Source organism: Verrucomicrobiia bacterium, from assembly GCA_035765895.1.
Classification (GTDB): Bacteria; Verrucomicrobiota; Verrucomicrobiia; order Limisphaerales; family DSYF01; genus DSYF01.
In genome coordinates this window covers 1-26,335 of sequence record DASTWL010000075.1, presented here as the reverse complement: position 1 = coordinate 26,335, position 26,335 = coordinate 1, and the positions used below count along the sequence as shown (strand labels likewise).

General features: G+C 61.5%; 21 protein-coding genes. 8 read left to right on the top strand and 13 right to left on the bottom strand.

The annotated features are described in order from the left end of the window. The first annotated feature begins 46 nt into the window (after positions 1-46). Both gcvP and VFV96_14855 read left to right on the top strand, forming a co-directional pair. Entirely contained in the window at positions 47-2,875 is a 2,829-nt protein-coding gene (gene gcvP, locus VFV96_14860) for an aminomethyl-transferring glycine dehydrogenase (protein ID HEU5071683.1), read from the top strand. A 109-nt stretch (positions 2,876-2,984) separates the two neighbouring features. Further along, on the top strand, positions 2,985-3,428 hold the full coding sequence (locus VFV96_14855) for a hemerythrin domain-containing protein (protein ID HEU5071682.1): 444 nt from the start codon (positions 2,985-2,987) through the stop codon (positions 3,426-3,428). On the opposite strand, the gene VFV96_14850 is transcribed toward VFV96_14855, so the two are convergent. The 10 genes from VFV96_14850 to VFV96_14805 all read right to left on the bottom strand — a co-directional run bounded on the left by VFV96_14850 (position 3,425) and on the right by VFV96_14805 (position 14,489). After that, positions 3,425-4,228: a M14 family metallocarboxypeptidase gene (locus VFV96_14850; GenBank protein HEU5071681.1), complete on the bottom strand. Its 804-nt coding sequence runs from the start codon at positions 4,226-4,228 to the stop codon at positions 3,425-3,427. The genes VFV96_14855 and VFV96_14850 overlap by 4 nt on opposite strands. A gap of 81 nt (positions 4,229-4,309) precedes the next feature. Further along, the gene (gene lepB / locus VFV96_14845; protein ID HEU5071680.1) at positions 4,310-4,867 is read right to left on the bottom strand and encodes a signal peptidase I; all 558 of its coding nucleotides are present in this window, start codon (positions 4,865-4,867) and stop codon (positions 4,310-4,312) included. Between the two features lie 141 nt (positions 4,868-5,008). After that, positions 5,009-5,404, bottom strand: a complete 396-nt coding sequence (locus tag VFV96_14840) for a response regulator (protein ID HEU5071679.1) — start codon at positions 5,402-5,404, stop codon at positions 5,009-5,011. Between the two features lie 79 nt (positions 5,405-5,483). Next, positions 5,484-6,905 carry a phosphoglucomutase/phosphomannomutase family protein gene (locus tag VFV96_14835; GenBank protein HEU5071678.1) on the bottom strand — a complete coding sequence of 474 codons (1,422 nt, stop codon included), beginning with the start codon at positions 6,903-6,905 and terminating at the stop codon, positions 5,484-5,486. Then, complete coding sequence (rpe, locus tag VFV96_14830) at positions 6,902-7,606, bottom strand: ribulose-phosphate 3-epimerase (GenBank protein HEU5071677.1); 705 nt, start codon at positions 7,604-7,606, stop codon at positions 6,902-6,904. The genes VFV96_14835 and rpe overlap by 4 nt, the downstream gene beginning before the upstream one ends. A gap of 50 nt (positions 7,607-7,656) precedes the next feature. Continuing rightward, positions 7,657-9,708 (bottom strand): ATP-dependent zinc metalloprotease FtsH, encoded by a 2,052-nt coding sequence (ftsH, locus tag VFV96_14825; protein ID HEU5071676.1) that lies wholly within the window; start codon positions 9,706-9,708, stop codon positions 7,657-7,659. A gap of 20 nt (positions 9,709-9,728) precedes the next feature. Beyond that, complete coding sequence (tilS, locus tag VFV96_14820; GenBank protein ID HEU5071675.1) at positions 9,729-11,048, bottom strand: tRNA lysidine(34) synthetase TilS; 1,320 nt, start codon at positions 11,046-11,048, stop codon at positions 9,729-9,731. A 155-nt stretch (positions 11,049-11,203) separates the two neighbouring features. Continuing rightward, the gene (locus VFV96_14815; protein ID HEU5071674.1) at positions 11,204-12,538 is read right to left on the bottom strand and encodes a DUF1501 domain-containing protein; all 1,335 of its coding nucleotides are present in this window, start codon (positions 12,536-12,538) and stop codon (positions 11,204-11,206) included. Between the two features lie 4 nt (positions 12,539-12,542). Beyond that, complete coding sequence (locus VFV96_14810; GenBank protein ID HEU5071673.1) at positions 12,543-14,012, bottom strand: DUF1800 domain-containing protein; 1,470 nt, start codon at positions 14,010-14,012, stop codon at positions 12,543-12,545. A 57-nt stretch (positions 14,013-14,069) separates the two neighbouring features. Continuing rightward, positions 14,070-14,489, bottom strand: a complete 420-nt coding sequence (locus tag VFV96_14805; protein ID HEU5071672.1) for a DUF309 domain-containing protein — start codon at positions 14,487-14,489, stop codon at positions 14,070-14,072. Positions 14,490-14,590: 101 nt separating this feature from the next. Here VFV96_14805 and VFV96_14800 point away from each other — a divergent pair, with 101 nt between their 5' ends. The 4 genes from VFV96_14800 (at position 14,591) to VFV96_14785 (ending at position 18,386) form a co-directional block, all read left to right on the top strand. Beyond that, positions 14,591-15,553 carry a ParB/RepB/Spo0J family partition protein gene (locus tag VFV96_14800; protein HEU5071671.1) on the top strand — a complete coding sequence of 321 codons (963 nt, stop codon included), beginning with the start codon at positions 14,591-14,593 and terminating at the stop codon, positions 15,551-15,553. 46 nt (positions 15,554-15,599) lie between these two features. Next, a complete protein-coding gene (locus VFV96_14795) occupies positions 15,600-16,727 on the top strand; it encodes a hypothetical protein (protein HEU5071670.1) in 1,128 nt (375 codons plus the stop codon). Between the two features lie 31 nt (positions 16,728-16,758). Further along, the gene (gene def / locus VFV96_14790; protein HEU5071669.1) at positions 16,759-17,334 is read left to right on the top strand and encodes a peptide deformylase; all 576 of its coding nucleotides are present in this window, start codon (positions 16,759-16,761) and stop codon (positions 17,332-17,334) included. A gap of 488 nt (positions 17,335-17,822) precedes the next feature. Continuing rightward, entirely contained in the window at positions 17,823-18,386 is a 564-nt protein-coding gene (locus VFV96_14785) for a VPDSG-CTERM sorting domain-containing protein (GenBank protein HEU5071668.1), read from the top strand. A gap of 278 nt (positions 18,387-18,664) precedes the next feature. On the opposite strand, the gene rpoN is transcribed toward VFV96_14785, so the two are convergent. Beyond that, positions 18,665-20,167 carry an RNA polymerase factor sigma-54 gene (rpoN, locus tag VFV96_14780; GenBank protein ID HEU5071667.1) on the bottom strand — a complete coding sequence of 501 codons (1,503 nt, stop codon included), beginning with the start codon at positions 20,165-20,167 and terminating at the stop codon, positions 18,665-18,667. Between the two features lie 158 nt (positions 20,168-20,325). On the opposite strand from rpoN, the gene VFV96_14775 reads away from it, so the two are divergent. Both VFV96_14775 and VFV96_14770 read left to right on the top strand, forming a co-directional pair. After that, positions 20,326-21,108, top strand: coding sequence for an MBL fold metallo-hydrolase (locus VFV96_14775; GenBank protein ID HEU5071666.1), 783 nt, complete (start codon positions 20,326-20,328; stop codon positions 21,106-21,108). A 7-nt stretch (positions 21,109-21,115) separates the two neighbouring features. After that, complete coding sequence (locus tag VFV96_14770; GenBank protein ID HEU5071665.1) at positions 21,116-21,934, top strand: RNA methyltransferase; 819 nt, start codon at positions 21,116-21,118, stop codon at positions 21,932-21,934. A gap of 164 nt (positions 21,935-22,098) precedes the next feature. Here VFV96_14770 and glnE read toward each other — a convergent pair whose 3' ends face one another. Then, positions 22,099-25,128 carry a bifunctional [glutamate--ammonia ligase]-adenylyl-L-tyrosine phosphorylase/[glutamate--ammonia-ligase] adenylyltransferase gene (glnE, locus tag VFV96_14765; protein ID HEU5071664.1) on the bottom strand — a complete coding sequence of 1,010 codons (3,030 nt, stop codon included), beginning with the start codon at positions 25,126-25,128 and terminating at the stop codon, positions 22,099-22,101. 52 nt (positions 25,129-25,180) lie between these two features. Beyond that, a complete protein-coding gene (locus VFV96_14760; protein HEU5071663.1) occupies positions 25,181-26,242 on the bottom strand; it encodes a glycosyltransferase family 2 protein in 1,062 nt (353 codons plus the stop codon). Between the last annotated feature and the right edge of the window lie 93 nt (positions 26,243-26,335).

The following is a 26,335-nucleotide window of genomic DNA, read 5'->3' as shown; positions in this document are numbered from 1 at the left end:
TGGCGCCCACCGGATGCCGTTCCGTGTCATTGCGCAAAACCAGAACATGAGCCTGTCCGCCCACTCCGAATCATTTGTCCGCCGCCACATCGGTCCCCGTCCGTCCGACCAGCAGGAAATGCTGCACACGCTTGGCCAGCCTTCGCTCGATGCGCTGGCCGGGGCCGCGGTGCCGGCGGCAATCCGCCTGCCCAAACCGCTCAACCTGCCCGCGCCCGCGTCGGAATTTGAGGCATTGGCCGAACTTCGCGCGATCGCCCAAAAGAACCAGGTGTTCCGCTCCTTCATCGGCTTGGGCTACTACGACACCATCACGCCGCCCGTGATTCAGCGGAATATTTTGGAAAATCCGGGGTGGTATACGCAATACACGCCCTATCAATCCGAGATTTCGCAGGGCCGGCTCGAAATGCTGCTCAATTTCCAGACGATGGTGTGCGACCTCACCGCGCTCGACATCGCCAACGCCTCGTTGCTCGACGAGGCCACGGCCTGCGCTGAAGCCATGATGATGTGCCATCGCGTCAAGGAAGCCGATGGGCGCAATGTGTTTCTCGTCGCGGACACGTGTCATCCTCAGAACATCGAAGTGGTGCGCACGCGCGCCCGGGCGCTGGGCATCGAACTCAAAGTCGGCCCGCCCGCGGCGTTTGCCTTCGACGCGCAGGTGTGTGGCGCCCTGGTGCAGTATCCGGACACCTTCGGCACGGTTGAAGACGTCACCGGCATTGCCGAAAAAGCCCACACCGCCGGCGCCCTGTTCGTGGTCGCCACCGACCTGCTGGCCCTCACCCTGATCAAACCGCCGGGAGAATTTGGCGCGGACATCGCGGTCGGCAGCGCGCAACGCCTGGGTGTGCCGCTCGGCTTTGGCGGACCACACGCGGCGTTTTTTGCCACCCGCGATGCGTTCAAGCGCCAGATGCCCGGCCGGCTGGTTGGCGTCTCGAAGGATTCCCGCGGCAAACCCGCCTTCCGTCTCTCGCTCGGCACGCGGGAACAACACATCCGGCGCGAGAAGGCCACGTCCAACATCTGCACCGCCCAGGCCTTGCTCGCGAACATGGCCGCCGCCTACGCGATTTATCACGGACCCGAAGGGTTGAAGGTCATTGCCCGGCACATCCACGAGCATACCCAGACACTGGCCGCCGGACTGGAAAGGCTCGGTTATCAAACCAATCGTGACGCGGCGTTCGACACGTTGCGTGTCAACCTCGCCGCCGTCTCCAGCGCAGACATCGCGCAAATTGCCGCCAAGCACCGGCTCAACCTCCGCGTCATCGACAGCACGACCGTGGGCGTTTCGTTGGACGAAACCATCGGTGCCGCGGACCTCAAGCTGCTCCTGCAAGTGTTCAATGGCGACCGCGCACCAGGCTTCGAACCTGGCGACTTGAAGCCTTCACCCGCGCAACTGCCGGCCCGCACGTCCGCGTTCCTCACGCACCCCGTATTCAACCGTTACCACTCCGAGACGGAGATGCAGCGTTACCTGCGGCGCCTGGAGAGCAAGGACCTGTCGCTGTGCCACGCGATGATCCCGCTGGGCTCGTGCACCATGAAACTGAACGCGGCGAGCCAGATGTTTCCGGTGAGCTGGCCGGAATTCAGCAGGTTGCACCCGTTTGCGCCCGCGAACCAAACAACGGGCTATCAGGAAATGTTTCGCCAGCTCGAAACGTGGCTTGCGGAAATCACCGGCTTTGCCGCCGTGTCGCTGCAACCGAACGCCGGCTCGCAAGGCGAATACACAGGGCTGCTCGTCATCCGCGCCTATCACGAATCACGCGGCGACGCTCAACGCAACGTCTGCCTCATCCCCACCAGCGCGCACGGAACCAACCCGGCCAGCGCGGTGATGGCCGGGATGCGGGTCGTGGCCGTGGCCTGCGACAAGGACGGAAACATCGACGTGGCGGACTTGCGCGCCAAGGCCGCCGCCCACCGGAATGAACTCGCGTGCCTGATGGTGACTTATCCCAGCACGCACGGCGTGTTCGAGGCCGGCATCCGGGAAATCTGCACCATTGTCCATGAGGCCGGCGGTCAGGTTTACATGGATGGCGCCAACATGAATGCACAGGTTGGCCTGACGTCACCGGGCTTCATTGGCGCCGACGTCTGCCATCTGAACCTGCACAAAACATTTTGCATCCCGCACGGCGGCGGCGGTCCGGGCATGGGCCCCATTGGCGTGGCAAAACACCTCGCCAGCCTGCTCCCCGGTCGTGGCGCCACGGGACCCGTTTCGGCGGCGCCGTGGGGCAGCGCCAGCATCCTGCCGATTTCGTGGATGTATATCCGCACCATGGGTGAACCGGGCCTCACCGAGGCGACCAAGGTTGCGATTCTGAACGCGAACTACATTGCCGGGCGGCTGGAGCAGCACTTCCCCACGCTTTACCGGGCGAACGGGCTGGTGGCGCACGAGTGCATTCTCGACCTGCGCGCCTTCAAGGCCACCACGGCGGAAGATGTCGCCAAGCGGCTGATGGATTTCGGTTTTCACGCGCCGACGTTGAGCTGGCCGGTCGCCGGCACGTTGATGGTCGAGCCAACCGAAAGTGAACCCAAGGCGGAATTGGATCGCTTCTGCGAAGCCATGATGGCCATCCACGCGGAAATGCGCGCCGTCGAGTCCGGTGCCCTGGACAAGACCAACAATCCATTGAAGCAGGCTCCGCATACGGCGGACATGATAGCCACGGAAAACTGGGCGCGGCCCTACACGCGCGAACAGGCAGCCTTCCCGGTGACCAGCCTCAAGGAGTTCAAATTCTGGCCCGCGTGCGGCCGGGTGGACAACGTCTTCGGCGACCGCAACCTCGTCTGCTCATGTGCCGGCATGGAGGCGTATGCCGCAACCGCATAGCCTCCACGAAGCCGGTCGATTCCGGACAAGAAAATGCCAAGAAATGGGTGGTTGAAACCGCCCGGCTGGGCTATTTGAGCTTTGGACAACGGCTCAACTTTTTCCGGCCATGAAAATCACTGAAGCCCTGCTCGCCGAGCATCAAGTCTTCCATAATCTCTTCGACCACGTCGAAGCCGTGGTTCCAAAACTGAAGACATTGGCGGAAGCCCGCCTGCTGGCCGAACTGCTCGCAACCGCTTTGAAGGCGCATTCGGCCACCGAAGACGACCTCCTGCTGACGCCGATGGATCATTGCATCGAACAACTGGGTCAGGCCGACACCTTTCACAAGGAACACGATGAAATCGACAATGCGCTGCTGGCGATTCAAGGCGCCCGGCAGATCAGCACCGCACGCCGGCTGCTGCTGCAGGCGGTGCAGGCGTCGCGGGTGCATTTTGACAAGGAAGAGCGCATCGTCTTCCCGCTCGCGGAACGTTCACTGAGCGACCAGACGTTGAACAAGCTCGGCGGAGCCTGGGCGCGGCGCCGGGAATCAATGCCGGTCTAGCGCCGCGTCGTTTCCTCGGAAGCATTGCAATGCCGCCGGACGAGGGTTTTGACCGCGCACACCAACGCTTTGACACGGGCGGCCAGTGGGTAATCAGACGCAGCTTCCAAGGTGTAGGACAACCGGGTTTTGTGTTGAATGAGGTAGAGCGCCTCCGGCCAGTCCGGACGCAACGCCGGAACGAGGTTGGGACGGATGATTCCGCCCCGCGCCGGCCGGCCGTCGATGATGTCGGATTCATCGATGGGAAACACCGCACGAACGGCGTCAATCACCGACTCCGCTTGGGCTGTCCGGCCGTCGGGATTGACCTCGTAAAGATAGAAGCCGGCAGCTTCCCAGTCTTCATGCAAACAGAGACAGACGTCGAATGACGGCTGGCGCTCCAGCCAGCGGACATGTGCCTGGACCTCGGCGGATTTCAAATGCCGATAATCGCGGTTCAAATCATTGCCCAGCCGGTCCGTCCGCTGGTTCAAGCCAAAGCCCAGCGGATTCAAGCAAGGGCAGAACCACAACGCAGCATCGCCGCACCACCGCAAGTCCTGAAGCAGAGCCTCCATCGCCAGCACGCCTGCCGGTTCATCGCCGTGAATGCCGGCGGAAAGGTAGATGCGGGATCGGCCGGCGGCTGAATTCGCCCCGTGCGTCAGCGCCAGCAAATCCTCACCGCCTTCCACAGGCAGATGTTCCACCCGCAAACCAGCCCGCCGCGCCAACCCCTCGCACGCCTCCAATATCGGGCGCAGACGGACGGTTTCGCCGTGATAGGCACCGTGATTGAGATGCAGCCGTTTCACACGGCGCATTATTCCATGAAAAAAAGGCGGCGCAACGATGCTGCGCCGCCTTGGCCTGGGGAAAATCTGAATAAACGACCGTCAGGGCATGACCACGCCCAGAATGTTTCGTCGCGGCACGGGCCCATAAATCCGGCTGTCCGCGGATTTGCCGCGGTTGTCGCCCAGGACAAACACCTGATCCTTGCTGCACGCAAATTTTTCGTGGCCATAAACATGGTAGCTGAACGTCAGCGTGCCTTTGGGCAGGTAATTCTCGACGAGTTTCCGGCCATTCACGTAAACGCTGCCTCCATCGAGTTCAACCGTTTCCCCGCCCGTCGCCACAATCCGTTTCACCGACAACCCGCCATCTTCCGGATCGTGAATGACCACGATGTCCCCCGGCTTGGGATCGCGGAACAGATACTCCGCCCGATTCAACAAGTATTGGTCCGCGTTATGGAGGGTCGGCTTCATGCTGTCACCGTCCACAATGACCGTTTGAAACATGAAATGCGTGGCGACCCAGTAGCTGGAAAGCGCGACCGCCAAAGCGCAGCCGCATTGGGTCAGTTGCTGCCACAGCGAGGGCGGCGGAACGGACCGGGGTTTGCGCGAGAAGAACCGCCGCCAGCCACGCGGTTGGGTCGATGCCATTTCCGGAGATCCAATCTTTTCCTCGTTCATCTTACAGCTCCCGTTTGGTTTCCGAGTTCAAGATGCATCAAGGCCGTGCCATCAACAATTCAGGTGAACACCTGAATTGTCCCGGGGGAATTCACTGGAAGGCAACGGAGTTTACGGCGTTTTCTCCAGACCGAGCACCCGGGCGACCGCCTGCCGCAGTTGCTCAAGCCGGAAGGGTTTGCTGATCAGGACATCAATGCACGGGAGCCCGCCGGTTTTGGAACCCGACAGCATTTCCGCGTAGGCGGTGATCATGACCACCGGCTGGGCGGGATTGCGGGCTTTGACAAGGCTCGCGAACTCGTCCCCTTTCATCGCCGGCATCGAGTAATCGGTAATCACCAGATCGAAGGGTTGCTGCGCCAGCAGGTCCAGCCCCTGGCGTGCGCTGGAAGCCGTGGTGACTTCGTGCCCGTCAATGCTCAACATCATGCGAAGCGCGTCACAGACATACGGTTCGTCGTCCACGACGAGGATTCGTTTGGCAGGAATGTTCGATCGCTCCATGAAAGGTCCCTGAGAACAGTATGCGGCAGCATGTTGAATTCCAACCTCAAATCCGCAAGCCCGCGCACAGCCTTGGACGTCAAAGCCGCCGCGTCAGTTTTCGTCCCAACCGCAACAAGGCCTGAACCCGTTCGTCGGTGGCCGCTTCGGCATAAATCCGCAACACCGGCTCCGTCCCTGAACCGCGCCACATGAGCCAGGAACTGTCTGCCGCGACCAGTTTGACCCCATCGTAGGACTGCACAGCCACCACCGGCGACGAAAGCAGCTTAACGGGCGGATTGGCCGCCAGCCTGGCCAGCAACCGCGGCCTCTCTGCCAGCGGATAGTGCAGATCGTTGCGGTCGTAACAATGGCGGCCGTATTCGCGATGGATTGCCGCGAGCACGCGGGTTATCGGCTGTCGCTCCACGGCCAGCAATTCCAGCAGCACCAAGCCCGCGGCGAGCCCGTCCCGCTCGGGAATGTGCCGGGCAAAACCAATCCCGCCGCTCTCCTCCCCGCCCAGCATCACGCCGCCTTTGACCATCTCGCCGCAGATGTGCTTGAAACCAACGGGCACTTCCAGCAGCGGAAGATTGTGCGCCGCGCACATCTTGTCGATCAACGAGGTGGTGGTCAGCGCCTTCACGACCCGGCCGGTTTCGCCGCGGTTCTTGATGTAATGATGCAGCAACAGCGCGATGATTTGGTGGGTCGAAAGATAGCCGCCGCGACCGTCCATGCCCCCCACGCGATCCGCGTCGCCATCGGTAACCAGGCAGAGGTCATGCGGATGCCGCCGCAACCAGCCGGCACTCAGGCGGTAGTTCTGCCGGATCGGTTCGGGATTGATGCCGCCAAACAACGGATCGCGCTGTCCGTTCAGCGTCGTGACCCGGCAACTGGTTCCCGCCAGCAGCGCCTCAAAACAGCCCGCACCAACGCCGAAAAGTGCCTCGTGGGCAAAACGCAGCCGCGAGCGTTTGATGCGCGGAAAATCCACCAGCCGCTTGAGGGCCGCATAATGCGCCGGGCGGATGTCACGCAGGCGCACCCGGTGCGCGCGAATCGCCTCGTCCAAGGCCAGACGGCGAACAGCGCTGGCCCCCAGCTGCTTTTCGACGGCCGCGCAGGTTTCCGGCATCGCCGGCCCCCCGTAATAAGATTTCAATTTGAAGCCGTTGAAGTGCGGCGGATTGTGGCTTGCCGTGATGACCACGCCGCCCACAGAAGCCGATTGTTTGACCGCATACGACACGGCCGGCGTCGGTGTGGGCTCGGGCGTGAGTATGACTTCAAAATCATTGCCGGCGAACACCTCCGCAGCAACCGCGGCGAATTTTTCGGAGAGGAATCGCCGGTCGTAGCCGATCACCACGCGCCGATCGGTTTCCGGGACCGGATTCGCGCTCCAGAAATCGGCGGAAGCCTGGGCGACCCGGGCCACGTTTTCAAACGTGAAGGAGTCCGCGATGACGGCACGCCAGCCGTCGGTGCCGAATTGGATTGTTTGACTCACAGGAGTTGAACTGTCTGCGGAGGCGCGCTGGCTTTGTCCATCTGCGCCTGCTCCACCACCTTGCGCAGCCGCTTCACGGCCGCCCCCAAATTGCGCCGGGACAACAGGGTCGTTCCGCTGACAAACGTATCAGCGCCCACACGGGCGCATTCACCAGCGGTCGAAAAGTTCACTCCGCCGTCCACCTCGATGCGATACGTCAGGCCACGGGTCTGTCGCCACGCCGCCGCCTGCTGAATTTTGGGCAAGGTTTCGTAAATGAATGATTGGCCGCCAAACCCCGGATTCACCGTCATAACGAGCAAGGTGTCGATTTGTTCGAGGTGGGGCAACGCCTGCGCAATGGAAGTCGGTGGATTCACCGCAAGGCCGGCCTTAATGCCCAATGACTTGATTTTCCAGAGCAAACGGGTGACCGCGGCGTCGCCCAGCTCGACGTGCACCGTCATCTGATTCGCGCCAGCCTCCGCAAAGGCATCCACGAGGATCTCCGGTTTGGAGCACATTAGATGCACGTCGAAAAACATCCGGGTCACCGCCCGAACGGTCTTCACCACTTGCGGGCCGAAGGAGATGTTGGGCACAAAGTGCCCGTCCATGATGTCGAGATGAAGCCAGTCCGCGCCGGACCCGGAAATGCGCTCCGCCTCCCTGGCAAAACGGCCAAAATCCGCGGCCAGCAAGGAGGGCGCAATAATCATGCGCTAACGCTATGAATCCCAAGCAGCGCCGTCAATCCAACGCCTGCGCCCTACGCCGTGGCCGGCGCGGGTGATCCCAATCCCGGCATGGCCGGCGGAGCGGGCTTCGGCGGTGGCTCCGGCATCGGCGTGCCGGCCGGCGCGCCACGCAGCGGTCCCATGTCCGAACCCGGTTTTGGCGGCGGCGTGGTCAGCTTGCCCGTGCGGACAATTTCCTCAACTTGAGCCCCGTCCAAGGTTTCGTATTCGAGGAGGGAATTGGCAATCAGCTCAAGCTTGTCCCGATGGGTGTAAATCAAATCGTGCGCCCGCTTGTAGGCGACATCCACCAGACGGCGCACCTCGTCATCGATTTCCCGCGCCGTGGCCTCGCTGTAAGATTTCGGCCGGGCCAGTTCACGCCCGAGAAACACATACTCATCGTCATTACCGTAACGCACCATGCCGAGTTTGTCGCTCATGCCATATTGCGTCACCATGGCTCGTGCCAGGTTCGTGGCCTGCTGAATGTCGCTGCCCGCGCCGGTGGAAACGTCGCCCGTGATGATTTCCTCGGCGATGCGCCCCGCCACGGCCACAGCGATGGCATCTTCCATTTCCTTGCGCCGCTGCGACAAAATATCGTGCTCGGGCAAATACATCGCCATGCCCAAAGCCTGTCCCCGCGGAATGATGGTAACCTTGTGAAGCGGATGTGTGTGCTCGAGCAGCACGCTCACCAATGCGTGGCCGGCCTCGTGCCAGGCGGTGTTGCGCTTTTCCTCCTCGGTCATGGCCATGCTGCGCCGCTCGCGGCCCCAACGAACCTTGTCACGCGCCTCTTCGAGTTCGCGCATGCCCACGGCTTTTTTGTTCAAGCCCGCGGCCAGCAAAGCCGATTCGTTCAGCAGGTTGGCGAGTTCGGCGCCGGAATAGCCCGGCGTGCCGCGCGCAATAACCGACAAATCCACATCCGGCGCCAGTTTGATGTTCTTGGCGTGGACCTTGAGAATGCCCTCCCGTCCCCGCACGTCCGGCAGATTGACCGTGACTTGACGATCGAACCGTCCAGGCCGCAACAAGGCCGGATCCAGCACGTCAGGCCGGTTGGTGGCCGCGATGATGATGATGCCGTCCGTCGTATCAAAACCATCCATCTCGACGAGCAACGCGTTCAAGGTCTGTTCGCGCTCATCGTTGCCACCGCCGAGCCCATGGCCACGGCTCCGGCCGACAGCGTCAATTTCGTCGATGAAAATCAGGCAGGGCGTGTTCTTCCGCGCCTGTTCAAACATGTCACGCACGCGGCTGGCACCGACGCCAACGAACATTTCCACGAAATCCGAGCCGCTGATGCTGAAGAATGCCGCGTCCGCCTCGCCAGCAATGGCCTTGGCGAGCAGCGTCTTGCCGGTGCCGGGCGGTCCGACCATCAACACGCCCTTGGGAATGCGCCCGCCGAGGCGCTGGAACTTGCGCGGATCCTTAAGGAATTCCACCAGTTCCTTGGTTTCCTCGATCGCCTCGTCAATGCCGGCGACATCCTTAAACGTGGTCTTGTTGCGTTCCTTGGCGAGCAATCGCGCCCGGCTTTTGCCAAAGCTCAACGCACCTTTTCCGGCCATTTTGATTTGCCGGATAAAAAAGAACCAGATCAGCGATGCAATCACGATGATGGGCAGCAGACTCCAGAAAACGTTCATCAACATCGTGTTCGATTCACGCACCTGCACGGATTGGACCTTGTCGTAAAGCCGATTCATCAGTTGATCGGTCAGATACAACTTGGTGTGAAACGGAACTTCCACGGGCTTGCCGTTGTCCCCGACGACCTTTTTGCCCTCGCTGTCGGTCTTGTAATAGGAGCCGGTGATGTCGTAGGAGGACGATTGCGGACTGTTCATGACGGACGCCTCCGCTATGAGGTTGGAATCGACCATCTGCAGGAGCGAATGCGGCTTCAGTTCCTCGCGCTGCGTGCTGTTGTAATCGCGGAAGGCCATCAACGCCACGATGCCCCCCAGGATGGCAATCCACACAATCCAAGTGCGGGGGGGCACCCGGAATTCGCCGGGCTTTCTGGGTTCTTTTTCCGCGTTGTTCATTTTTTTGTCGTCTGCCATGTCAATCCAGTTGGGCGAAGCTAGCATGAGCCCCGCGGCACCGCAACCGCGCTATCGTTCCGTTTCCAGCGGATTTCCACCACTTTGCGCGTGGCGGCGGTAACCTTGCACGCCTCGCTGATACGCTCGCCTTCGACCCAGAACACCTCGCCATGTTCACTTTCCGCCAAAACCAGCTGACGCCGCCGGGCCGCCGGGATTTTCCGGTTGGTGAACCAATCCTGCAATTTGACCGCTCGCGGCATCCCAATCGGCTGATAACGGTCGCCAGGGCGCCAGTGCCGCAGCACCATCCGTGCTCCTACCCGCTCGGCATCAAAGACCTCGCGAGCCGCCCGTCGGGTCAGAACGCCGCGCGGTGAACATCGCCTCACGCGCCACTCGACCCGGACTTTGCCAAGCTGCTGGCAACCGTGCGTCAATCTTAAGTTGAGACAGATCACCTGCGCTTTCGGCTCAAATTCAAGCGGCGCGTCCTGGATGGTCGATACTTCGCCATCTGTGTCCCGCACCACGCCCAGTTGCGGCCCAACGTTCACCCGTTGCCCGGCCCGTTCCCGCAGCAATTCAACCACCGTCCACGTTGGCTCCACCCCCAAATCCCGGAGCTCCTGCTGCAGAATCCGCCGTTGCACCGCTGGATGCAGTTGGGTGAATGGCGGCACGGTGGGCTTCGACGGGGACGCGAGACCGGCGCGGTGGGCTTCGGCTGCACGGGAAACAAAGTCGGCTTCGGCGCCGAGGATTTCCATGGAGCGCAAAATGGCTTGCGCCGCCGCAGGTTGACGCCGGCGCAGGCAGGGAAGCAATTCCTGACGAACCCAGTTTCGCTCGAACTCCGCCGAGGCGTTGCTGGCATCTTCGCGAAACGGCCAGCGCATGGCTTCGGCGCAGGCGATCAATTCGGTCTTGGTCAATTGCAGCAGCGGCCGAATCAGCCGAAGACGGTGGTCCGCGGGCGACGGGCTTTGCGGCTTCATGCCCGCCAAACCGGCGCTGCCCGCCCCGCGCAGGAGCCGCATCAGAAACAATTCCACTTGATCATCGGCGTGATGCGCCAGGGCAACAATTCGCGCGCGGCGGCGACGGGCGCACTCCGCCAAAAATGCGTGCCGTGCCTGGCGGGCGGCCATTTCGAGAGAAACACCGGCAACCCTCGCCGCCTGACGGACATTGACCGCCCCCACATCGCAGGGAAGCCGCAATCGCCGGGCGATTTTCTGAACAAGCTGTTGGTCCGCCGCGCTCGCGCGGCCGCGCAACCGATGGTTGAAGTGGGCGACTGAAAGTTGCCAGTGGAACCTAGGCGCCAGGGCATGCAGCAGGCGCAGCAGCACCATGGAATCCACGCCGCCCGAAACGGCCACAACGAGCCGTGTGCCACGTTTGAGGAGATGTTGGTCCGCCACGTGGCATTGCAGCCGGGTGAAAAGGTCGCTCACGGCGCCATCCTAGTGAGGAGGCGGGAACGGGCGCAAGTGAAGCAGTCGAACGCTTAAACGATGGGCAGCGGTTGAAACTTCCGGCCAAGCACCGGTTCGCTCCGCGTCTTGAGCCACTCTTCCAGAACCCCGGCGTAAACGCTGCGAAAATCGACCTTGAATTTGAGGTCGCCTTGGAAGAGGTCGCTTGGGTCGAGGCTGGGATACTCGCCGAGCAATCCCGCCTTCACCTTGTGACCGACGATGAACATGGACGACGCCGCGCCGTGGTCGGTGCCTTGGTTGGCATTCTCCGCCACGCGCCGGCCAAATTCACTGAATGTCATGACCAGCACGCGTTCCATGTTGCCCTGCGCTTTCAAATCGTCGGTGAACGCCTTGACCGAATCCCCCAGATCCTTGAACAGCCGCTCCTGCGTGCCGGTTTGATTGGTGTGCGTGTCGTAGCCGCCCTGGGAGACGTAAAACACCCGCGTCGGCAGGCCGCCGCCAATCAACTTGGCGACGAGCTTCAGCGAGTTGCCGAGCTGGGAGGCCGGGTAGCTGACGTGATTCTCCACCTTGCTGGCAATGGCGCGCACTTCATCCGAACTGACCTGCGCGTCGAGCGCAGTGCGTTCGATAAAATCCAGCGGCGATCCCGTGGACCGCGCCGCGCCCGAAATGGCGCCGATGGTGCCGCCCGAATTGTCATCCGCACCGGCGGTTTCAATCATGTTCAGCTTCCGATAAGACTCCTCCGTCGTATCCTTCTCGCCGGCCATGGCCGGGGTGTCGCTCATGAAGCGGTAGTTCGCGGGATTGTCCACCGCGATGCCCTTGGCCTTTTCCCCGGCAAACGCCAGCGGCATCTGGCGGCCCACCGCGACGCCCACGGTCGGATCGCATCCGGCACAATTGGCGTCGAAGTAACGTCCCAGCCAGCCGTGCTTCTCATATTTGTTGGAATCGCTGGCCGTCATCCAGATGTCAGTGGATCGGAAATGGGATCGATTGGGATTCGGATAACCCACGCCCTGCACGACACCAAGTTGGCCGGCATCAAACAACGCCTTGAACCCTGTTAGCGCCGGGTGCAGGCCAATACTGTCGCTCAACTTGAGGACGTCGTCCGGCTTGAGTCCAATGCGCGGGCGGGCCTTGTGATAAAAATCGTTCGCGTAGGGCACGACCGTGTTCAGCCCGTCATTGCCACCCGCCATTTGGAGCACGACGAGGATTTGCGCGTCGCGGCCGGTCACAATCTGCGTCGCCTTGTCGGCGGCTTCAGCATGCAATGCCGAAAAGGTGTTTGCGAGAAACGTCGGCAACGTCCAGGACAACGCGCTGCCCAGCACGGTGGTGCGGAGAAATTCGCGCCGGGTTTTGAGGGAAAGTTGATTGCTCATAAGTTTACGTCAGTTGGTAGTCGGGCGTGCACATGACCAGCCGGATGGCGCCCAAAATATCCTCGGTATCCAGCGGCCCGCGTTCATCGAGAAAATCGCGCAGTGCCTGCTTTTGTGCCGGCCGCAGTTCCGCCTGCAAAAAACGCTTTTCGACCGCGGCGATGAACTTGTCCTTGATGTGCCGCTCTTCAATCGTGAACAGCTTTTCCGGGTCCACTCCGCCCAGCCGCAACCGGGCGAGGAAGCGTTCGCGCAACTTGGGTTGTTTCTTGGCCTGCGCCGCGTTCATCAGCGGCTTGGCGTCGCCGAACACCAGCGTGGCCGATTCGTTGTAGCGCGTGAGCAGGTTGTTGGTGTTGATCCACGCCAGGCCACCATCCCAACCCTTCACGTTGGGCGGCTGGAACAGTTCCTGTCCCAAGGAGCGGGTCAGGGCGCTGCACACGGCGGCCGGCGGCAGATTGCGCTCCAACTGTCGGATGCCCATGACCAGCCATTGCACCGGGCTCTTGACCTGCGCCCGCACCACCTCGGGTGCGTAAAACTCATCGCTGCGGAACAGGGTGCGCAAAATGGGCTTGAAGTTGTTGCCCGCGCGGCGGAACTCCGCCGCCAGGGCGTCGTTCAGTTCGGGCGCCAGTGGCGCGCCGGCAAAATAGTCCCACAGTTTGGCGGTGATGAACTTTGCCGCCTGTGGTTGTTCGACAATGATGCGGATGACATCACCGCCATCAAAGTTGCCCGTCTGACCCAGGAAGGTTTTGATGCCCTCGTCATGGACGCGGGGCCGGTCCACGAAACGCTGCGATGTGCGATCCAACGACCAGCCTGTCAGCGCGCGGGCACCTTCCGTAATGTCCTTCTCGGTGTAGTGACCTTCGCCGAGGGAAAACAACTCCATCACCTCGCGCGCGAAATTCTCGTTCGGATGGTCCTTGCGGCTCTGGGCCTGATCGAGCCAGACCAACATGGCGGGATCACGGGCGACTTCGGTCAACAGTTGCTGCCAGTTGCCGGTGGCCAGCCGCCGGAACAGTTCGTTCTGACGCCACATGTAATACGCATCGCGCACCTTTTCGACGCTGGTGGCGAAATGACCGTGCCAGAACAGGGTCATTTTTTCCTGCAACGGCCGCGGCCCATGCACCATGCGGTTCAGCCACCAGCCGCGCAATTCAAGCAGGCGCTCCCGCTCCTTGCGCTGCTCCTCCTTCTGGGCCATGCGCCGCTCTTCAGGCGTCATTTTACGTAGCGCGGCAATCCGCTCGGCGCGGGTCGGATCCGGCCGGGCCCAATCCGGATCCTTGGTCGGGTCGGGAATTTTTTCGTAATCAACGAGCGAAGCCACCGCCCGTTCCGGCCCGAGATTGACCAGTTGCTCGATTTCCGCAGGCGTTCCGCCGAAGCCCGCCCGGTTGAGCAGGTGCGCCGCCCGGCTGAAGTCCCATTGATCGGCAGCAATTGGCGTGAGCATACGTCCTCTAATGACGTCGATTACAGGCCAAAGGTTTCACGGAAATTTGCGGCCGTTTCAAACGGGCAAAGTCAGCTGCGGCTGCGGCCGGGTCCGCAACGGATTCGCTTGAAATCTGCCCTGCACCAGCGCCGCGCGCCAAGCCTGGATCAGTCCGAGCAGCTCAGTGACGGAGAGGGCTTCATGCCGGGCCGGGTATTTGGAGAGATTGCGCTCGGCGAGTTGAAACAACGCATCGGCCGGGCGCAGCCGTTCCTTTTGCAAATGCACAAAGGCGCCCGCGAGCTGGATGAGCCCCTTGAAAAAATCCCCGTTCGGGCCATGGCGGTCCAACAGCCATAAATCCTCCAGCACATCGTGCGCCTCGTAATACTGCTGCTGGTTGAAACAGTCGAAGTAACCCAGATAGCGCGCGTCCAGCCGTTGACCGGCGAACTGCGCCACCATTTCCGCCACTTTGCCGCTCTTGTGTGTCACGCGGCCCAGCATAATTGCCGCCGCCAATTTGTCGAAGCTCAAGCCCGTCCGCGCAGCGGCGCACGTTTGACAATCCGGCTGCCAGTTCGCACTCTGGGCGCATGTCAAAACCTGCATTGGGTCGTGGTTTGGGGGCTTTGCTGAGCGGTAATCCGGCCGCTGCCAAGCCCGCGACGACCACGCCCACCGCATCCACTGCTTCCAGCCCGCCCGACGCCACGGCCCATGCGCCAGCGTCGCTGGTAGCCCCCGCGCCCGCCGCGGGCGAGCAGGTGTTGCGCGTGCCGCTGACGCGCATTCGCCCCTGCCCATTTCAACCGCGCAAGGACTTCTCCGCCGAGGCGCTCAAGGAACTGGCCGATTCCATCCGCGAGCAAGGCATCGTGCAGCCGTTGATTGTCCGCGAACTGGCGGATCACTTGGAACTCATCGCCGGCGAACGACGCTGGCGCGCCGCTCAACTGGTCGGTCTGACCGAAGTGCCCGTCATCCTGCGCAAGGCGGATGACGCGGCCGTGCTGGAGCTGGCGCTCATCGAAAATTTGCAGCGCGAAAACCTGAATCCCATCGAGGAGGCGCAGGGTTACTCGCAGTTGATGAGCCAGTTTCAACTGACGCAGGAACAGGTCGCCACCAAGGTCGGAAAGAGCCGCGCCGTGGTGGCCAACGCCCTCCGCTTGTTGAAGCTACCGACAGACCTGCAGGCCTACGTGCGGGATGGACGGCTCTCCGTCGGCCACGCCAAAGTGATTCTCGGACTGGCCGGTGAAGAATTGCAAAAACTCGCCGCGGAACGTGTCATCAAGGAAAATCTGAACGTCCGGCAAACCGAGGAATTGCTGGTCCAGTTGCAAAGTCATCCCGCCGGTGCCGCCCGGCACGCCCGCAGTCATGCCATCGGCAAGGACACACATGTCGCTAGCCTCGAAAACCGCATCCGCGAGCGGGTGGGCACCAAGGTGAATCTGCGTTACGCGAGGGGCAAAGGGCGTGTCGAAATCGCCTTTTTTAGCGATGACGAGCTCGACCGAATCCTCCAGATTCTGGGCGTCAAGCCCGAGTGAACCGGCCACGAGCCGGTTGCGTTGCATTGCGGAACACTTTCAAATCATGAACCATACGGAACTACGCCAGCAAACCGCCCGGCAATTGGACGCCGCCGCCCAGCAGACCTCCACGCTCACCGCCTTTGTGGGGCTGGATGGATTTGTTGATCAAATTCTGCACGTGGTGGACAAGCGCGAAAGCGCCGAGAAATTCACGCGCCTCCCGACGATTGCCAAGTTTGCGGAACGGCTGGCCGCCGCGGCTGGGCGCAGCACGAACGTCGAACTGGTCACCAACCTGACCAAGCTCGGCGGCAACGGCCCCATCATGGCCAACGCACTCGCGGCCTTCGGCTTGCAGGTGACCTACCTCGGCAACCTTGGCCATCCCAACATCCACCCCATCTTTCACGACTTCACCCAGACCGCCGAGGTCCATTCCATCGCGCAGCCTGCGTTCACTGACGCGCTCGAATTTGACGACGGCAAAATCATGATGGGGAAAATTGAAAGTCTCGGCGAAATCCACTGGCCGAACATTGTCGAGCGGTTCGGCGCCGACCGCTTCACGGCCAAGTTCACCAGCGCCTCGCTCGTCGGTTTCGTGAACTGGACGATGATCACCAACATGAGCGCGATCTGGGAAACGGTGCAAAAGGAGATTTGCCCCACGTTGTCCGGCCCGCGTCGCAAAATCTTCTTCGACCTCGCCGACCCGGAGAAGCGAACCACGGAGGACATCCGCCGCGCGCTCGATCTGATTGTGAAGTTCGAAGAATGGTTTGACGTGATCCTGGGGCTGAACGAAAAGGAGGCGGGCGAGATTGGCCGCGTCTTGGGGCTCAACACCGGCGACAGCTCCCGCGAAGGCCTGTGCCAGCTCGCGCTGGCCATCAACGAACGGGTTCCGACCAACACCCTGGTCGTCCACCCCGTCGCCTTCGCGCTGACGGCGAGCAAAGGCAAAACGGCCATTGTGGATGGACCGTTTGTGGCAAAACCGAAGATCACCACCGGCGCGGGCGACCACTTCAATTCCGGCTTCTGCCTCGGACGGCTGCTGGGCTTCGACAACGAAGCCAGCCTCCTTTGCGGCGTCACCACCAGCGGACATTACGTGCGCACTGCCAAAAGTCCGAGCATCGCCGACCTGGTGAGTTTCATGCACCACTGGCCGGAAGGCGGCAAGTAGCCGTCGAAGCCCGGCAAGGAACAACGTTCGAATGATTCTTGAGGTAGTCAAATACGGCCATCCCGTCCTGCGGGAACGCGGTTCGCGGGTCAAAGAAATCACGCCGGAAGTCACGCGGCTCGTTGGCGACATGTTCGAAACCATGTATGATGCCAAGGGCATCGGCCTGGCGGCGCAACAGGTGGGCGTGGCGCTGCAACTGACCGTCATTGACGTGCGCGGCATCACCGACCGGCCCTCAACCTTGGAAGTCAACGGCGCACCCGCCGATGTGGACACCTTCATGCCGCTGGTGTTGATCAACCCGAAGATCATTCCGGTGGGCGCACCTGTGGCTGGACCCGAGGGTTGCCTCAGCTTTCCGGAAATTTACGCGGACATCACGCGCTCCGAACAAGTGGACGTCAAGGCGCTCAACGCCAAGGGCGAGCCGCTGGCGTTCCGGGCCGGCGGGCTGCTCGGACGCGCCATCCAGCACGAAGTGGATCACCTGAATGGCGTGCTGTTCATCGACCGCATGACACCGGAGGACAAGGCTGAGCTGCGCGCGGAAATCGACGACCTGCACACCGCCACCAAGAAAGCCCTGACCCGGAAGAACCGTTAAACCGGCCTGCGCGCGCTTCCGACCAACTTGGCCATCCGCGGACGCTGAACATGGGCTCAAGGCGTTTCTCCCACCGGAAACGGCGGAATGTTCTCGCAAGGAAATTGCCCGCTGCAATTTGACCCCGGCGAACGCGGCTCACCAGACCCAATCCAAGTTTTGACTGCCCTTCACGCAGCGACGATGGCTGCGATTCCATACTCCCTCCAAGTTAACGGGCCGGTCTTCACGTCCACCGCTACCCCTCTTTAAAAGCGTCGGAACTTCTTACAAAACAGCGCGACACGTCGGATTCAAGCCCCTCCACGTTAAATGGGAATTATGATTTCAATATATTGAAATCCAACATGTTATAGATACACCGCAAAAGCCAGGCCGAACATTGGCACTGACACTGCTAGTATTTGCCAAAGGCTTTTGCCGGCTTGGATAGTAAGGAGCTTGGCAGAGATAATCAGATTGGGGAGTTCACAAAAAGTTCGCCACATATGAACAGACTTATTCTCACCGCAGCAGTTGGGGGCGCTTTGTTGGCCAGTTCACAGTTCGCGTCCGCGATTCTTTACGTCGATAATAACCCGGCGAACGTCCGGTTGGATGCCGATTATCTGGGGGGACTGAATCCGTTCTATAACCCTTCCTATGATGGCCAATTCAACCTGACCGGCTACGGGTTCAATCCAACGTTGCAGCAAATTGACCACGCCGTTGTCACGTTCACCTTGGGCGATCTCTTGGGCAGCGAAACTTACAACATCAGCATCGAGAGCGACTCGTTGTTCTCTGGCGGCAGCTTCACCGGTTTGATCAATTTGGGGAGTGATATAACCGGATCGCTGCTGGCGGATCTCAACGCCGACGGCATTTTGAACTACACGGTTTCAACCACCAGAGGGTCATTCTGGCTGCTGAATGCAAACCTCACTGCCGAAGCCAGTAATTTCCAGTCCATCCCCACGACCGACGTGCCCGATGGTGGCACTTCCGTGGCGCTGCTTGGGCTGGGCTTGACCGCCCTCGCATTCGTTCGCACAAAATTGGTGGCGCACTAGGCCAGTTCAGCTGTTTCGCAGATGTCACCGTCCTTTGCGGGGCTGGTTCGGCCAAGGGCCACAAATCCTCGCAAAGGACGGTTTCGTTTATTTATTGAAGTCTCGTCCAATCAAGTCCGTTCAGGGAATGAGCATCGACTAAGAACGACCTGATCAATGAAGATATCCGGAGGGGAACAGAAGGCTTTCAGGTTTCTAAACAAATCCGCCCAACGAAGGACTGTGATGCCGGACCTGCACGCGCAGGGGGAAATTTGAGCCGCCGTTGAAAACGCCAGTCAGTAAACCTTTCTAAGGTTCGACGGCAAAATGTTCAGCTCCGTCCGGTATTTGGCCACCGTGCGGCGGGCGATGACGATGCCCTTCTCGCCGAGCATTTTGACCACTTCCTGATCTGACAGCGGCTTGCTGGAATCTTCGTTCTTGAAGATGTCTGCAATCATGTCTTTCACGCTCGTGTTGGACATCGCCCCTTCACCGGTCGAGGTCGAAATGCCGGCGGTAAAGAAGTATTTCATTTCGAAGACGCCCTGCGGGGTCTCCATGTATTTGCCGGAAACTGCGCGGCTCACAGTCGTTTCATGCACCCCCACCACCTCCGCGATTTGCACCATGGTCATCGGCTTCAGAAAGGCCACGCCCTTGTCCATGAATTCGCGCTGCCGGTTCACAATTTCCCGGGCGATGTTGGTGATGGTCTGCTGGCGTTGGTGCAGGCTCTTGATCAAAAATTTGCCGGCCCGAATTTTTTCGCGGATGTAATTGCGGACCTCGGGATTCTTGTCCCCGCCGGACATCAGGTCCTTGTAGGTGTTGCTGATGCGCAGGTGCGGGATGTGGTCGTTGTTGGTGGAAATGACATAGTCATCACCCGAGCGCGTGACAAAGACTTCGGGCACCACAAAAAGGTCGTTGTCCGGCAGGAACGCGCGCCCGGGCCGCGGCTCGAGCCGGGCGATGCGCGCAATCGCGTCCTGCACTTCGTCAACGTCCTGGCCTGTGGCGCGGGAAATTTCCGGGATGCGCCGCCGGCCCAAGGCATCCATGTGATCGCGAATGATCTGGTATTCGAGCGAGTTCTGTTCCCCGAGGCGTTCGAGTTGCAGCATGAGGCACTCGCGCAGGTCGCGCGCGCCAATGCCCGCGGGGTCGAATGATTGCACGGCCTTCAAGGCCTCCATGATTGCCTCGGGCGCAATGCCCGTGGAGGAGGCCATTTCATCCACGGTCGCCTTCAGATAGCCGTAATCATCAATGTTGCCGATGATGAGTTCGGCCACAGGCCAGAGTTCCGGCTTCAAATCGGAGTCGCGCACCTGCTCCAGCAGTTTTTCCTGCAACGAGGTGCTGGCCACGAGCGAATCAAACATGAACTGCCGCCGCTCCTCGTCCTCGGCGGACGGGCGCAGCGGCGCGTTGGACTGCGAGTAGTGATCGCGCCACTCCTGATCCAGTTGGGAGAGATGCTCGAATTCGGCCTGGAAATCGTCCGCCGGTTCCGGCGCCGGTTTTTCCGTGGCCGGGTCGAACGTCAAATCAGCCGGTGGTTCGGCCGGGTCGGCTGCCTCACTGATGCTTTCGCCGTCGGCATCCCGCCGATCCGCCAGTTCGGGTTCGGCGCTGGCCACTTCTTCGAGAACGGGGTTTTGCTGGAGTTCCTGCTCGACCAATGCCTTCAACTCAAGCGTGGGCGCCTGAAGCAGCGCCAAGGACTGCTGCAATTGCGGGGCGAGCACCAACGACTGCGTCAGCCGAGCTTGTAATGTCAGTCCTTGCGACATGCGCCGATTCTAAGAAGCCGCTCCGAACGCACAAGCAAAAGCTGGCATGACTTTCGCTTCGTTGCGGTAATCCCCTTCAAGCACGTCACCTGCAAGGCAACACACCACCTTCAGAAAATACCGTTGCCCCCTTCCCCGCGGCTTCCTAACGTCGCCGCATGGCGTGTCGGTTCACCATCCTGGGCAGCGGTTCCAAAGGCAATTGCGCTTATCTGGAAACCGATGAGGCACGGCTGCTGATTGACGCCGGCTTCAGCGCCCGTCAAATCCGCCAGCGGCTGGCGACCATCGGCCGTTCTCCCGAAAGCCTGACCGCCATCCTGATTACGCACGAGCACAGCGACCACATCCAGGGGTTGACCGGTTTCGGCGACAAACTCCGCATCCCGGTCTATTGCAACCGGCTTACGCGCGACGCCATCGAGTTTCAACTGGGCGTGCGGCTGGAAAGCCGGCTGTTCGAGACCGGGGCGTCCTTTGAGATCGGCGATGTTGCGGTGGAATCCTTCAGCATCCCCCATGATGCGCAGGATCCCGTGGGCTTCCTCATCCGCACCGCCACGGCCAACATCGGTTTTCTGACCGACCTTGGACATGCCACAACCCTCGTGTTGAACCGGGTGAAACCCGCCCACGCGCTGGTGTTGGAGGCCAACTATGACGTGAAGCTGTTGCAGGAAGACACCCGGCGACCGTGGAGCATCAAACAGCGCATTGCCGGCCGGCACGGCCATCTCTCCAACGACGCGGCGGCCGGCGCCGTGCAGGAAATCATCTCGGCCGACCTGAAACATCTTTTCCTCGGCCACCTCAGTCAGGATTGCAACCGGCCCGAACTGGCCTTGCACACCGTGACCCGACGCCTGGCGGAGCTTGGCGCCAGCCACGTTCACACGGAGGTGACTTCCCAAAGCCAGGCCACCGCCACGCTCACGCTCTGACCCGGGCATGTTTCAAATCCGCCAGATTGCGTCGTTCGACGATCCGGCCCTGGCGCCCTACCGTTCCATGCGTCGTTCGGCCGAGCACCGGCAGCACGGCATCTTCGTGGCCGAGGGCGACAAGGTGGTCAAGCGGCTGCTGGCCGATCAACGTTGTGGCGTCGTCTCCGTTCTGCTGCCGCCCGAACGGGTCGCGGAATTTACACCGCTCCTCGACGCCCGTGCCGAACATTTGGATTTGTTCGTCGCCGGGAAACACGTCCTCGAACAGCTCATCGGCTTTGCCTTGTATCAAGGCGTGCTCGCCATTGGCCGGATTCCGCCCCAGCCCGATTTGCCAACGGTTCTGGCCGCCGCCCCGAGACCGTTGCTGCTTGTCGCCGTGGACGGGCTGACGAACGCGGAGAATGTCGGCGCGCTGGTGCGCAACTGCGCGGCCTTCCACGTCCATGGCATCATCGTCGGCGAAACCTGTGCCTCGCCCTGGTTGCGGCGCGCCGTGCGTTCCTCGATGGGCAACATCTTCCAGCTCCCAATCATCGAAACGGCCAGCCTGGTCCTGACGCTGCGCGGCTTGCGGAACGCGGGCGTCCGCATGATTGCGGCGCATCCACACACGGACGGCCGCACGTTGACGCAGGCAAACATGACGAACGACTGCTGTCTCGTCATGGGCAGCGAAGGCACCGGCATCAGTCCGGAAGTGCTGGCGGTGTGTGATGAGGTGGTGGCCATTCGCATGCCGGCCGCCGTGGATTCGTTGAATGTCACGAGCGCAACGTCGGTCTTTCTTTACGAAGCCAACCGCCAGCGCGGCCGGATGTAGTTCGAACGAAACGTTCGTAAAAAAGATGCCCGCACCGAACGCGTTGCCGCCGGTCCATTGCTCGGCAAGCCAGCGAACGGTCTCAACATTCGCCACCGGCAACGCGGACGGATTTGAGGAGACTGGAAAAGCTCTTCAGTTCCCCGCCTCGGCGGCTCCCCCCATCATCCCGGTTTGAAAACCTGACAATAGACCTCGCGAATCAGTTTGCGCCAGCCTTTCAGCGCTTTCAGGAATTCTTCAGGCGAGGCGAATCCACAACGCACCGACACGCGATGAAACGGTGCGGGAGCATCTGGAAGCCCCGTTTCCCCCTCGTAACTCCACCGCCGCAGAATGCCCTCGACCCGCCGCAATTCCCGGTAGCTCTCCAAAAACGTTTCGGCCTCGGGCAGCAGGCCGGCCGCCTGCGCCCGCTCCAGTGCACGCAAGGTGTTCGGCTCCTGCCAGCCGTGCGCGAGGCAAAAGCATTGCGCCATGAATTCCACATCCATCAGACCGCCCCGACCCGTCTTGATCGCCAGCTCATCCTGCCCCGCCGGCGTGCGCTCCTTCTCAATCCGCAGGCGCATGCGGTGCATCTCCCCTTTCCAATCCGGCGTGAAGCAGGCGGGCAGTTTTGGATCACCATTCCGGGCCGGACGAAAATCCGTGAGCGTGGCCACGCACGCCAAATACCGCGTGCCCGTTTTGGCGTCGCCGGCAACGAAGCGTGCGCGGGAAATGGCCTGCAATTCCCACAACTGCGCGCGCTGCCGGTAGTAATCCGCATGGGCGCGCAGCGTGTTTACCAGCAGCCCCTTCTCCCCATCCGGCCGCAAGCGCGCGTCCGTGGCAAACACGCAGCCCAGCTCCGAGCGGGCCGACAGCAAATCCATCAGATCCACGGCGAGCCGCTGTAGTTTGGGCAGCTCCTTCGTGTCATCCGGCGCCACGAACACGATGTCGAGATCGGAGCCGTAGGTGATTTCACCCCCGCCCAATTTCCCCAAACCGATGATGGCAAACGGCGCGCGCTTCAATCGGCGCCGGCGGGCGACCACTTCCAAGGCATACTGCAAACACGCATCCGCCAGCGCGGTCAGTTCCACCGTGTGCTGCGCAAGGTCGGCGAGCCCGAGGATTTCGCGGCAACCAATGCGCATGAACTCCGCCTCGTGATAGCGCCGCAGCCACTGGTGTTGATCGGCATCGTTCAGGCCGTGCCGCAAATCGGCGAGAATGTCCGCGGCCACTTTGCGCTGGCGCAAGCGGTCGCCCGCGACCAGCTCATCCACCAGATCCGGCGTGCGAATCGCGAGTTCGGCCAGAAACTCCGAGCGGTCAAACAACCAGACCAGCAAATCGAAAAAGGCCGGATTGCTGTGCCACGTCTCGAACAACGTGGCCCGCGCGCCGTAGGCTGCGATGAAGCTGTCCATCCGCGCCACCACGCGGTCCGGATCCGATAAAACGCGCGCGGGAGCAGCCTCCTCGTTCGCGGCGGGACACATGGCCAGCAAGCGTGCGAGCATCTGGCGCGCGCATTCCGTGGTGCGGCTCGAAATGTGAACGTGCCCGGGCCCTTCCACGAATTCGCGCAACAATTTGAACGCCTTGGCCGGCTCGCGGAAACGCCGCGCTTCCAACAGCGCCCGCCATTCTGTTTCGACTCCGACGAAATGCAGCGGAAATGGAAACTCCCCCGCTCCGCCGTCGGTCTGCAACAACGCTTCGTAAGCGGCGCGCACGACGCGCATGTGTTGCTGCAATGCCGTATTGAACGCCGTCAGGGCGCCGCTCGGAGACGGATCGTCCGGAGCCACCACCGCGTCCCGGCTGCGCCTCCGAACGGGTTTGGTCAGTGATGACTTCGCATCTCCAAATCCCATCAAACGCGCGAGACGCTCCTGCGCCAAGCGACCGGTGGGAATCGTGTGCGTTTGCAGGTTGCCCTCCATTTGCAAACGATGTTCCACGTCCCGCAGGAAGCAATAAGCCCCGGCCAATTGCTGCGTCGTCGCTTCCGGCAGCAGGTCATATTGCGCGAGCTTTTGCAGCAACGGCAGCGTTTGCGCGCCTTGCAGGAACGGATTCCGCCCGGCGTGCAGGACCTGCTGCGCCTGCACCACAAATTCGATTTCCCGAATCCCGCCGCGACCGAGCTTCACGTTGCGGTCAAGTTCACCGGCGCGGACCACTTCGTTTTCGATGCGCTGCTTCATCGCAGCGATTTCGCGCAAGGTGCCTTCGCCCACAAAGCGCGGGTAGCGAAACGGCTGGATCATTTCGAGGAATTCGCCCGCCAGGCTGGCGTCGCCCGCCACGCAGCGGGCCTTGATCAACATCATGCGCTCCCACGTCTGGCCCCACTGGCTGTAGTAATTCTCGTAGCTGCCGAGGGAACGGCACAGCGGTCCCGCGTCGCCCTCCGGCCGCAAACGCATGTCCACGCGAAAGAGAAATCCTTCGGGCCCCAGCCGCGTGACTTCGCCGATGAACGCAGCCGCCAGCCGGTTGAAGTAGGCATGGCTCGCCATAACCGGCGATGGCGATTTGCCCTTCGTCGGCGGCTCCTTGAACACCTGGCCTTCGTCGCCGTAAACGAACAACAAGTCCACATCGGAACTGTAATTCAGCTCCTGCCCGCCGAGTTTGCCCATGCCGAGAACACAAAACGGAGTCGCCTGCCAGCGGCCGTCCACGTCTTGATGAAACGGCTGCCCGTGCCGTTCCTGGAACTGCAACGCGCAGACCTGCAACGCACCGCTCAGGCACACATCCGCCAGGCTGGACAGTTCGCCGATCGTTTCGGGCAGATTGCCCAGTCGCGCCAGATCGCGCACGGCGATGCGACAATGCTCACGCAATTTGAACTCGCGCAAGGTTGAGAACGCCCCGGCATAATCGCGGCTCGCCAGCAACGGCTGCAGGCGGTCGGACAGTTCGCGGCGCAACCCCTGCTCCTTGCGCGGATATTGCAGATGCCCGGCATCAATCAGGAAGCCCAGCCACTCGGGATGCGCAAGAAAGGTCTGGGCCAGATGCATGGAGCCCGCAAGCGCCGCGGCCAGAAGTTCCGCCTGAGTTGCCGAGGCGTGCGCCAAAAAATCCGCGGCCTCGGGTCCGGCAGCAGCCAGCTGATTCAAACCTTCCGTAACCCGCGCAGGATCCGCCGAGGCCCGGGCGACCTTTATCCAAAGCTGGGAGAGCACGCCGCATGTTAGTTCCCGGCGCGGCGGAATTGCAAAACGCAAAAAAACGCGTTCAGTGCTCGATGCGCTGCGCCGGCAAATCGCTGAACCGCCGGACGCCGCGCTGGAAGAATTGCCGCACGATGCTGCCGTGGAACATGCCTTTGTGATTGCGCGGCCCGATGCGGTTCGCGCTCACCGCTCGCTGGGCCGCCCGGCGGTGCCGCCACCAGGAGCCCAGCCGCGTCAGCACGTGCCACTGCGCCCGCCAGATCGCGCGAAAGTCGGCCGCGTTGCCCCGCGTCAACGCCCGCAGCGCCGCCAACTGGTCCAGCACCAGCCGCGCCGGAAAGCGCCACCACAATTCTGCGCCGGGTAGATTTTTCAAAATCATCACCAGGTTGTTGCGGAAGTTGAGAAACGTTTTGCGGGGATTGCCCATCGGCAGGCTCCCGCCGCCGACATGGAAGGCCACGGATTCGCAGACGCAGAAAATTTTGTAGCCCGCGTTTTTCATCCGCCAGCACAGGTCAATTTCCTCCATGTGCGCGAACAGGTCGCCGTCGAAGCCGCCAAAGCGGTGGAATAATTCTCCGCGCACAAACAGCGCCGCGCCCGTGGCCCAGAAGACTTCGCGCGTGTCGTCATATTGACCCGCGTCCTTTTCCGTCGCGTCAAAAATGCGGCCGCGGCAAAACGGATAGCCCCAGCGATCCATGAACCCGCCCGCCCCGCCGGCATACTCGAATTCGTCCCTGCGCTTTTGCGCCTTCAACTTGGGCTGCGCTGCGGCGATGTGCGGATCGCGCTGCATCCGGTCAATGATCGGCTCGATCCAGCCGGGCGTGATTTCCACGTCCTGATTCAACAACACATAGTAATTGGCGCGGATCTGCTGGAGCGCCGCGTTGTAGCCGGCGGCGAAACCTTCATTGCGCCCGAGCACCAGCAGTTTGACCTGTGGCCAGTGCTGGCGCAGATAAGCGGCGGAATCATCTGTGGAATGGTTGTCCGCCACCCAGATTTCCAGATTCGGATAGGTGGACGTCACGACCGAAGGCAGGAATTCCGCGAGGAAATGTTTACCGTTCCACGACAGAATGACGATGGCGACGCGGGGCAAGGAGTTGTCCATGGCTCAAGGGCCGCGCCGGGCGGGTGCGTCGAATGCAGTCATGCGTTGTGCCGCGCATCGTAGGGCGTCACCCCGGCGCGGGCAAGTTGAAGC